This window comes from Pseudooceanicola sp. HF7, assembly GCF_011806405.1.
In the GTDB taxonomy this organism is placed as follows: Bacteria; Pseudomonadota; Alphaproteobacteria; order Rhodobacterales; family Rhodobacteraceae; genus Pseudooceanicola.
Genome location: NZ_JAATOW010000011.1, coordinates 123303 through 133334, shown reverse-complemented (window position 1 = coordinate 133334; position 10032 = coordinate 123303). Strand labels below are relative to the sequence as shown.

9 protein-coding genes are annotated in these 10032 nt (G+C 63.7%); 2 read left to right on the top strand and 7 right to left on the bottom strand.

The genetic code is table 11. The features are described 5' to 3' along the window. Nucleotides 1–130: 130 nt before the first annotated feature. Nucleotides 131–1126, top strand: a complete 996-nt coding sequence (locus tag HCZ97_RS08855; RefSeq protein WP_167688337.1) for a type I glyceraldehyde-3-phosphate dehydrogenase — start codon at nucleotides 131–133, stop codon at nucleotides 1124–1126. 371 nt (nucleotides 1127–1497) lie between these two features. Here the strand turns inward: HCZ97_RS08855 and HCZ97_RS08850 are convergent, their stop codons facing one another. After that, entirely contained in the window at nucleotides 1498–2193 is a 696-nt protein-coding gene (locus HCZ97_RS08850) for a GntR family transcriptional regulator (protein WP_167688336.1), read from the bottom strand. On the opposite strand from HCZ97_RS08850, the gene HCZ97_RS08845 reads away from it, so the two are divergent. Next, on the top strand, nucleotides 2192–3244 hold the full coding sequence (locus HCZ97_RS08845) for an NCS1 family transporter (RefSeq protein ID WP_254871428.1): 1053 nt from the start codon (nucleotides 2192–2194) through the stop codon (nucleotides 3242–3244). The genes HCZ97_RS08850 and HCZ97_RS08845 overlap by 2 nt on opposite strands. A gap of 253 nt (nucleotides 3245–3497) precedes the next feature. Here HCZ97_RS08845 and HCZ97_RS08840 read toward each other — a convergent pair whose 3' ends face one another. The 6 genes from HCZ97_RS08840 to HCZ97_RS08815 form a co-directional block, all read right to left on the bottom strand. Then, nucleotides 3498–4400, bottom strand: coding sequence for a DMT family transporter (locus tag HCZ97_RS08840; RefSeq protein WP_167688335.1), 903 nt, complete (start codon nucleotides 4398–4400; stop codon nucleotides 3498–3500). 88 nt (nucleotides 4401–4488) lie between these two features. Next, nucleotides 4489–5253, bottom strand: coding sequence for an ABC transporter ATP-binding protein (locus HCZ97_RS08835; protein ID WP_167688334.1), 765 nt, complete (start codon nucleotides 5251–5253; stop codon nucleotides 4489–4491). Further along, nucleotides 5250–6287: an iron ABC transporter permease gene (locus HCZ97_RS08830; protein WP_167688333.1), complete on the bottom strand. Its 1038-nt coding sequence runs from the start codon at nucleotides 6285–6287 to the stop codon at nucleotides 5250–5252. The genes HCZ97_RS08835 and HCZ97_RS08830 overlap by 4 nt, the downstream gene beginning before the upstream one ends. After that, nucleotides 6287–7294, bottom strand: a complete 1008-nt coding sequence (locus tag HCZ97_RS08825) for an ABC transporter substrate-binding protein (RefSeq protein ID WP_167688332.1) — start codon at nucleotides 7292–7294, stop codon at nucleotides 6287–6289. The genes HCZ97_RS08830 and HCZ97_RS08825 overlap by 1 nt, the downstream gene beginning before the upstream one ends. Before the next feature lie 593 nt (nucleotides 7295–7887). Next, complete coding sequence (locus HCZ97_RS08820; protein WP_368484341.1) at nucleotides 7888–8937, bottom strand: PotD/PotF family extracellular solute-binding protein; 1050 nt, start codon at nucleotides 8935–8937, stop codon at nucleotides 7888–7890. Nucleotides 8938–8944: 7 nt separating this feature from the next. Continuing rightward, nucleotides 8945–10030, bottom strand: coding sequence for an ABC transporter ATP-binding protein (locus HCZ97_RS08815; protein ID WP_167688330.1), 1086 nt, complete (start codon nucleotides 10028–10030; stop codon nucleotides 8945–8947). Nucleotides 10031–10032: the final 2 nt, after the last annotated feature.

The window sequence follows — 10032 nt, the reverse complement described above, 5'->3', positions numbered from 1 at the left end:
TTTGGATTCTGTACTTCCCGACGCTGAGGATGCAGAGACCATTCTGCAGGCAGGTGTTTGTCGCGACCCACGCCACTGGCGTGCTGACGGCTTGGCTGCCTGCGCGCGTTCACATGTACGGAGGTCCAGTATGACCCGCGTTTTCATCAATGGTTTCGGTCGCATTGGGCGGACGTTGTTCCGCCAGATCCTGACAGGCGACACAGGTCTCGACATCGTCGGCATCAACGATATCGCCAGCCTGGATACCTGCGCCTACCTGCTGCGCTACGATAGTGTCTATGGCGCCCTCCCCGCCAACGTTACGACCGGGCCGGGCTGGATCGAAGTCAACGGACGCCGTATCGCCTTCAGCCAACACCCCGATTTGCGCTCGCTGGATCTGAGCGGGGTGGACGTTGTGTTGGAATGCACTGGGCGCGCAACCAGACGTGACATTGCCGAAGCCGGGCTGGACGCAGGCGCCGCGGCCGTTCTGGTCTCGGGCCCCTCTGCCGCTGCTGACCGGACTATCGTACTTGGCGCGAACGATCAGGAGCTGGGCGATGCGCGCATCGTCTCGAACGCCTCCTGCACCACCAATGCCATCGCACCGCTGCTGCGGCTTCTCGACCTCGGTCTTGGGATCAAGACCGCGCATGTGACAACGATCCACTGCTATACCGGCAGCCAGCCCACTGTGGATGCACCGGGACCATCGCCGGAACGCTCGCGTGCGGCGGCCGTGTCGATGATCCCGACCACCACCAGTGCCGCGGCCCAGGTCACCGGCGTGCTGCCGGAATTTCACGACCGGCTGAGCATCGCCGCCGTGCGCGTGCCCTGCCTGTCCGTCTCTGCCATCGACGCGGTAATCCACACCCACGAAGACATCCAACAGCCGGTCAATGACTTCCTGCGAGAAGCACTGGCGGAAACGTCTCTGATCGGGCTGACCGAGGATCCCTGCGTGTCCACCGATCTGCGCGCGCGGCCTGAATCCCTGATCGTGGCTTTGCCCGAAACCATGATGACCGGCCCGCGCCAGCTGCGGCTGCTGGGTTGGTACGACAACGAATGGGGCTTTTCCGCCCGGATGATCGATATGGCCCGCCGCATGTCCGCGCGTTCCGATCCGAAGGGATGACGGAGGAGCCGCACAGCATGGCTCTGGTCGAGACCGGGAAAAACCGTTCCACATGCGGCGCTCGACTACCACGCTTTGTCGCGCCCCGGTGAGCTTGAGCTCCATCTGACCGAGCCAATGGAATAGGCGCGAAACCAATCGCGCCTATTCCGGCTGTGTCACCCGGGCCTGAATGGAGGCCGCCCCCGCGCGCTCAATGCCAAAAAGATCAGGGGGAAGCGGCCGGACGATATCCGCATCGTCCGGCTGGGCGCCGCGGTGGCGGGACGAAGGCCGGCGCCCGCATTGTTCCGTCTTTCTTGATACGTCCGCCTATTTCTCCCCGCCCGCACCGAACCAACAGCTCAAACAGCATCCCCTTCACGGCGCGGTCAGGCCTCTTGCGAACGCCCTCCACGGGGGGCCAGCTGATCCTGTAGCGTCATCGCCGCCCTGGGTTGCGAGTCGAAGTCCAGGTCCGCTTCGAGATGACGAAGGTGGCGGTCTGTCAGGGCCACCATCTCCTCCTGGTCGCCGCGCTCCAGCGCATCGACGATGCGGGCATGTTCGTCCTCCGCACAGGAGGAAGTGCCATGCCGGGCGTATAGCCCCAGGATCAGCGTACTGCGCATGGTCAGCTCGGACAGGAAGCGGTCGAGCACCTCGTTGTCGGCGACCTGCGCAATCCGCATGTGAAAATCGCGCGAGGCGCGCAGCTCTGCGGGTTTGTCGCGGGTTTCGCGGGCGTGCGCCTCTTCGCGGATGTTCTGGCGCAGGAAACGGATGTCTTCGGGGCTGGCCTGCCCCGCAGCGGCGCGCGCAATGGTGCGCTCAATCGCGCGACGTGCCTGGAACACGTCGCGGGCCTCCTTCGGCGAAGGGGTCATGACAAAGGCGCCGCGATTCGGCCACAGTTCGACGACATGTTGCGCCGCAAGGGAGGCCAGGGCACGCCGGACATTCGCCCGGTTGCAGCCGAACATGTCGCTAAGCGCCTGTTCGCCAAGCTTTGTTCCGGCGGGCAGGCGTTGCTCTGCGATGGCGTTCAGGATCGATTCAACGATTTCTGTTTCGGGCAGACTCTGCATGGAGCAGGCGCGACCCGCCTTCGGATTTGCGGGCACGCGGCTGCCGGCGCTGGTACGGTCGGTCCCGGCGATCGTGTGGTTCGGCTTCCAAAGCTGGATCGGCGCAGGGGCGCTCAACCTCGTGTCGGAAACCCTCTTCGGCTATTCGAACATCGTCGTCTTCTTTGTCGGGTTCCAGTTCCTGCAGATCGGCCTGTCGGTCCTGGGCTTCCACGGCATCAAATGGCTTGAGAACATTGGCTCGGTCTTCATTATCGGCTCGCTGATCTACATGTTCTTCAGCGTGATCGGCAAATACGGCGATGAGATTTCGACCAATCTGATCAACGTCGAAGGCACCTGGGGGGCGCCGTTCTGGGGCGCCACCATGCTATTCCTCTGCATCTATTCCACCATGATGCTGAACGTGTCCGACTACTCGCGCGAGTTGCGCCACAACGTCGGGCCGGTGCGCCAGGTCGCGATATACGCGAACTCGATCCTGCCCGCGACGCTCTTCATGGGGCTGATCGGCCTGATGGTGTCCGGGGCAACCGGCGAAGTCGACCCGATCAAGGTCTTCTCCAGCGCGGTGGACAACAAGCTGCTGCTGGTCATCACCCTGCTGTTCATCGCCTTTGCGCAGGTCACGACGAACATCCTGAACAACGTCGTGCCCCCTGCCTATGCGCTGATGGATGTTTTCAAGATCGAGTTCAAGACGTCCGCCGTACTGGTCGGCCTGCTGGCCTTTGCCACCTTCCCTTGGGAACTGGTGAAAGATGAATCCGCTGCCGGCCTGAACCTGTTCATCCAGACCTACTCCGCCTTCCTTGGCCCGATCTTCGCGATCCTGGTGGTGGACTACTTCGTGCTGCGCAAGCAAACGCTGGACCTTGAGAAGCTCTACGACGAGGACGGCCCCTACAAGGGCGTGAACTGGGCCGCGGTCTTTGCCATGGCCATCGGTGTCCTCGCGGCGCTGCTGTTCTCTGGCATCAGCTGGTACGCCAGCCTTCTGCCTGCCGGCCTGTCCTACTACTTCCTGATGCAGGGCATGCCTTCGGCATAACGCTTCATGGCCTGACGGATCCCTTCAACAGACACCAATCAAGAACGTCGCCTCCACGGACGGGGCGGCGTTTTTGTTTCTTCAGGTACGAGGTGACCTGGGCAAGGCAGCTCGGCCAAGCACAGGCGACCCCTACTTTTGTGGGGGGGGGCGACATGAGGATCCTGCACCAGCGCTTCGGCCTCTCCGCCCACGCATTATGTGCGTCCCAGATCGGCTCCCGCTGATCCGTGAAATGGCTTTGCGCCCTTCCCTACCGCAGCCGAGCAGGCCGCGCGATGAATGCCCCGGCCAAGACCAGTGGGCCGGCAAGAAGGAACGCCAGACCGGGCACCTCTGCGAAGAAGGCAAACCCCAGAACCACCGCCCAGAGAACCGACAGGTATTCAAATGGCGCCAGGGCCGATGCATCCGCATGGGCAAAGGACAGCGTCATCAGGATATGTGCAAGGCCGCCTGCGAGGCCGGTCGCGATCAGCAGCGCGAGCCCCGTCGGAGTGGGCCAGACCCAGCCCAAAGGCAATGTCGCCAAGCCGCCGATCGCCGAGATGACGGCGAACCAAAAGGCGATGGCCCCGGCCCCCTCGCCCAGCATGGTCAGGTGGCGCACCTGCAGAAGCGCTCCGGCGGTCAGCACGGCGGTGACCAGACCCAGCACCACCCCCAGGCCGCCCGCGTCGGGCAGCACGCCGGCGAAGGCCGGCAGGCAGAAGGCCGCCGCTCCGGACAGGCCAAGCGCCACGCCGGCGATCCGGCGCGCTGTCAGCTGCTCTCCCAGCAGGGCCCAGGCCAGCAGCGCCAGCATCACCGGCGCGAGGTAGGACAGCATCGTCGCCTCGGCCAGCGGCAGCAGCCGGATCGTCGCAAAGGAGGTGAACATCGCCGCCGCTCCCATCAGGCAACGCCCGATATGGCCCAGCGGGCGCGAGGTCCTCAACCCGCCCGGCCAGTCGCCGCACCAGTGGAGGTAGGCCACGAGCGGCAGCAGCGCCACCGCAGAGCGGAAGAAGACCACCTGGCCGAGCGGCACGCTGTCGCCAAGCGCCTTGATGCAGGCCCCCATCAGGGCAAAGGCCAGGGTAGACAGGATACGCAGGATGACCCCGAGCCGTTCATTCGAGGCGGGGCGGGAGGCGGAGTTGAGCGGTGCCCTCATGGCATGACATCCTGGATATGGGAGAGAGAGGAAGGGCCCCTCGTTGGGACTCCGAAGGCGCGCCACGTCATCCGGCAGGCGCGCTCGGTCATTCCGTGGTGAAGCGGATATGCGGGCGGCCCGCATCTGCCGAGGCGTCGATATGCGCCGAGACCCGGAAGACATCGCGCAGCAGATCCGGCGTCAGGACCTCTTCGGGCGTGCCGCAGGCACAGACAGAGCCCCCCTGCAACACCACGATCCGGTCGCAGTACATGGCGGCAAGGTTGAGGTCATGCAAAGCGATGATGCTGGTCAGATCGAGGTCGCGCACCATGCGCAGGATCTCGATCTGGTGGTGGATATCGAGGTGGTTGGTCGGCTCATCGAGGAACATCACCTGCGGTGCCTGCGCAAGGGCGCGGGCGATATGCACCCTCTGACGCTCTCCGCCCGACAGCGTCTGCCAGGCCTGCCTGCGGCGCGACGTCATGCCGACGCGGTCAAGCGCCTCCGTCACCGCGGCCTCGTCGGCCTCGGACCAGCCGGCAAGGGCGGAGCGATGCGGCGTCCGGCCAAGCCGAACCACATCAGCCACGGTGACATTGGTGTCAGTCGCCGCACTCTGCTGGACGAAGGCCACCTCGCGCGACAGCGCCTTGCGCGGTATCTGCGCGATGTTGCGGCCATGGATCTCGACCTGCCCCGAGGCCGGTCGGCGCAGCCCCGCCAGCAACCGTAGCAGGGAGGACTTGCCCGAACCGTTGGGTCCGATCAGTCCAAGGGTTTGCCCCGGCGCGACGGTCAGAGAGACATCCGACACGATGGTCCGGCGCCGTACTCCCCAGCTCAGGTTCTGCGCAATCACGCTCATGTCTGCGGCCTCGCACGGTAGAGGATGATGGCGAAGAAGGGCACGCCGACCAGTGCCGTGACGACCCCGATGGGCACGGTCTGCTGGGTGGCGATGACCCGAGAGACGATATCGGCGATGACCATGAAGACAGCGCCAACCACGGCACAGGCCGGCAGCAGGCGCAGGTGCAGCGGGCCCACCACGTAGCGCGCCGCATGGGGCACGACGAGGCCGACGAAACCGATGGCGCCGACCATGCTGACGATGGTCGCGGTCAGCAGCGCGGTCACACCGAAAAGCACCAGCCGGATGCGCCCCACCGGCACGCCGAGCGAGGCCGCGTCCTCGTCTCCGAAAGTAAAGGCGTCAAGCGAGCGCGCCATCCAGATGCAGACGGCCAGGCAGAAGACCACGACGAGCAGCAGCAGCTGGAAGTCCGGCCAGCGCACGCCGCCGAAGCTGCCCAGGAGCCAGAACATCACGTCCCGCGCCTGCTGCGCATTGCCAGAGGTCGTGACAATGTAGGAAGTCAGCGCATTGAAAAGCTGCGAGGCTGCCAACCCTGCCAGAGTGGTGTGGTTCGGCCCGCTCGTCGCGCCATTGGAAAGCAGTGCCACCAGCGCGAAGGCGGCAAAAGCCCCGGCGAAAGCGCCAAGAGACAACGACAGCCCGCCCGCACCAATGCCCAGCACGATCACGCAGACCGCCCCGGTTGAGGCCCCGGCAGAGACGCCCAGCACGAAGGGTTCGGCCAGCGCATTGCGCAGCAGCGCCTGAAGGATCGCCCCGCAAATCGCCAGACCTGCCCCCGCCAGCGCCGCCACCAAAGCCCGGCTTAGGCGCAGGTTCCAGACCACGCTTTGTTCGATCGGCGCGATCTCGGCCCCGGTCAGTCCCAGCTCGTTGGTGACAGACAGGAAGACCGTACGCAGGGCAATGTTGTAATCGCCAATTGCCGTCGCGGCGGCGACGGCGAAGGCCAGGACGAGCCCGGAAAGACAGAGGAAGAGGGCGAGCCGTCCGGCCCCGCCCTCTGTTCGTTCGGGCCCCATCACTTGAGGTCGAGCGCCTTGAGCTGCTCGGCCACCTGCTCGGCACCATAAAGCGTGCGGATGCTTGGGTTCATTGCGGCGCCGCTCATGACCACGATCCGGCCTTCGCGCACGGCCTCCATCTGGCTGACGGTGGGATCGGATTCCAGGAAGGCGATCTTGTTATCGGCGGTGTCCAGGTCCCAGCGGTTGCGGTCGACCTGGGCGGCGACGAAGACGGTGGGATCGGCGGCCATGATGCCCTCCCAGCCGACGGCGGGCCAGTCGGCCTCGGTCGTGATGGCGTTGGAGCCGCCAAGGATGTCCGCGATGTAGCCCGACGGCCCGTTGCCACCGCCAAGATATGCGTCATCTGCCGGCGAAGCGCTGGAGAACCAGAAGAGGAACGTCAGGTCCTCGTTTTCTGCGAATTCCTCGCGCAGGGCTGCCTCACGGGCCTTGAAGTCCGCGATCAGCGCATCGCCCCGCTCGGTGACGTCGAAGATCTGCGCCAGGTCCTGGATTTCCTTATAGAGCAGGTCCATGCTCCACAGCTCCTCGCGGGAGCCATAGGCATCGTTTGCGTCCAGCGTGGTCGAACAGGCGCTTGGCGACAGGTAGGAGGGCACGCCCAGCTCTTCGAAATCCGCGCGCTTGGCAACCTTGCTGTCCGGGCCAAGCAGCGTGGTCAGCATCGCTGCCACGAAGTCGGGCTGCTTGGACAGCACCGATTCCAGCGTCGGGAATTCGACCGTAAGAAGTTCGACTTTGTCATTGGCCTCAGCCACCTCGGGCAGAACCGAGTTGGGCCAGAAGGCGGTTGCCGCCATCCGGTCCTCAAGTCCCAGGAGCAGCATGATCTCTGCGCTGTTCTGGCCCAGGGCCACGGCATTCTGCGGCGCCTGCTCGAATGTGACCGTCTGGCCGCAGTTCTCGATCGTCAGCGGGTAGCTCGTTTGCGCCTGCGCCGCAGCGGCCGAAACGGCCAGCGCGGAAATTGCAGCGGCGAGGGTCAGCGTGTTCGACATATCAGGAATCTCTTGTTGAGGTTTTTTGTCGGAATTGCGCTACAGGGTTCTTTGGACGGCTGCAAGGTTTCTTCGTTGAGGAGTTATGCGCGCCGGGAGGGCGTGGCGGCTTCAAAGGATGGCCTTGCCCCGCATGTCGTGGCCCCTTTCTTCGCCGATTCCGAGGCAAGGATGACGGAGAGGGGAAGGCCCTGCCCGATCCGCATTGTGCCGCTGACCCGGCTGGACAGGAGTGCGGAGTGAATCGGCAAGATGCTCGAGGGGCGCTCTGCGAAACCGAGGCTCTTCCCCTCCGAGTGCAAGCGTCACGGCAATGGCAGGCTCTCCCTTACCTCTGCGCCGAGGCCCAGAAACGAGGGCGGTCGTTTAGGGATTTACCCAATGGGACGAGCTAAAGGAGGCAATGAAGCACGCGCCTTAATAGCGACGAAATGCCTGATCTTTTGTTGCTGAGCAGGGTGCAGACAACAGCTCAATGCCATGCTTTGAGACGTTTACCCGCCAGCCCAGAGGCGATTTCCAGCCTCTAAAGGGGCAGTTCAAGAATGCGTGGGCCGCGCAACAGCGCCCCACGTTCTCAAGCTCGAGGTGGTTCAGAAACCCACCTTGATGTTCTCGAATTCGGAGATCATCTGCTCTCGCAACCGGTTGTCCAGCGGCGATTGCGCCAGCACCGGCGCAGAGACCGGCCCAAGGCCGACGCCGTCCAGCACGTCACCCCCCAAGGCCTTCATCGCGGCCTGATTGCCATTGCCGTAGCCCCATGCCTCCACGATGTACTCGGCCGATGCAGGGTCCATCCAGGCATTAAAGAAGTCATACATCGCGTCTTCGGAGTTTGGTCCGTCCGCGACATTCACGTAACCGCAGAACCAAGATGAGGATCCTTCGGCGGCCTCCCGATTACTGGCAACCGCGACGCCTTCACCGGCCAGCGTGGTGGGAGTCTCGTTCCACCCCCATGCGATGGCGGCTTCGCCCGTGGTCAAGAGCTGTGCCAGCTCAGCACCGTCCGCCCAGTATGTGACAACGTTCGGGTGCACCTTGCGCAACCATGCCGAGGCCGCTTCGAACTGCTCCTGCGTCGCATTGGTCCAGTCGGTGACGCCCGTGGCCAGGAACGCCAGTGCGTAGACATCATCGACGTTGTTGGGCAAGGACACGCGTCCAGCATAAGCAGGGTCCGTGAACACCTGCAGGCTGTCCATCTTGGACGCATCAACCAGATCAGTACGGTAGATCAGAGAGGTCGTGCCCCAGTCGGTCGGCAGCATGTAATACTCGCCATCGATCTTGAAGGACTCTTTGATTTCGTTGACGTCTTCCCAGCGGTCGATGCGCGAGGGGTCCAGCGGTTCAATAAGGCCGGCCATCTGCCATTTCAGGACGGACTGCGAGCAAGGGTGCGCGACGTCGACCTTGAAGCCCGCGCGCAGTTTCTGGAACGCTTCCTCCTCTTCGCCGAAGAAAGAGTAGTTGGGCGGGCTGCCGTGCTTCTCAATATATTCACCAATGAAGCCGGGATCTTCGTAGCCGGACCAGTCCAGCACGACCAAATCCTGCGCGCTTGCGAGGGTTGGCAGAGCGGCGAGAGAAACCGCAGTTGTGAGTTTTACAAAGCGTGACTTCATGTTCTTCTCCACTGTTGTGTCAGGATCGGTCAACCAGAAGAACAGCCGAGGCGCTCTCCCAGCCGATGCGGACTTGTTGCCCGACTGTTTTGAGTGTGCGGTTGCTGGTGTTGCGCATGGACACGACGACCGGGGTGTCGGACCCTTGGAATTTCACGTCGTAGTAGGTCAGTTCGCCCCGGTACTCGACATCCGTGACCGTGGCCGCCGTTTCCCTTTCATAGGACTGCGCACCATCATCCAGAATGGTCATCAGCTCAGGGCGCACCCCGGCGCAATAAGGCGGCGCTGTGCCCGCATCGGCCTGCCGCGGCATCGGAAGGTCTGCCGTCCCCAGCCCTTCGATCCGCGTAGTTGCGACGCCGTCTTTCACATCGACGATGTCGGCCCTGAGGATGTTCATCGCGCCGAAGAACTCCGCCACACGTTTTGACGCCGGTTGCTTGTACAGCGCCTGCGGGGTGTCCAATTGAGCGATCTGGCCTTCGAACATCACGGCGACGCGGTCCGACATGGTCAGCGCCTCTTCCTGATCGTGGGTGACCAGGACGAAGGTGATGCCAAGGTTGCGCTGCAGGTGCCTGAGCTCTGATTGCATTTCCTCGCGCAACTTGCGGTCCAGCGCAGACATGGGCTCGTCAAGCAGGAGGACCTTCGGCTTGAGGATCAGCGCCCGCGCCAGGGCCACCCGTTGGCGTTGCCCGCCCGACAGCGCATGCGCCGCCCGGGCGCCGTAGCCAGCCAAGCCGACCTTCGCCAGGGCTTCGGACACCATGCTGGCGGTTTCAGCCTTGCTCAGACGTTGGGCACGCAGGCCGTAGGCGACGTTTTGCGCCACGCTCATGTGCGGGAAGATTGCATAGCTCTGGAAAACCATGTTGGTGGGGCGCTTGTTGGCGGGCACACCCTTCATGGGCTGCCCTCCGATCATCAGGTCGCCGGAGTCGATCCCCTCAAAGCCCGCAATCGTGCGCAACAACGTGGTCTTCCCGCTGCCCGATGGGCCGAGAAGGGAAAAGAACTCCCCTTCCCTGATATGGCAGCTCACATCGCGGAGCGCGTGATAGCTGCCGTAGTACTTCTGGATATTCGTAAGTTTGATCATTG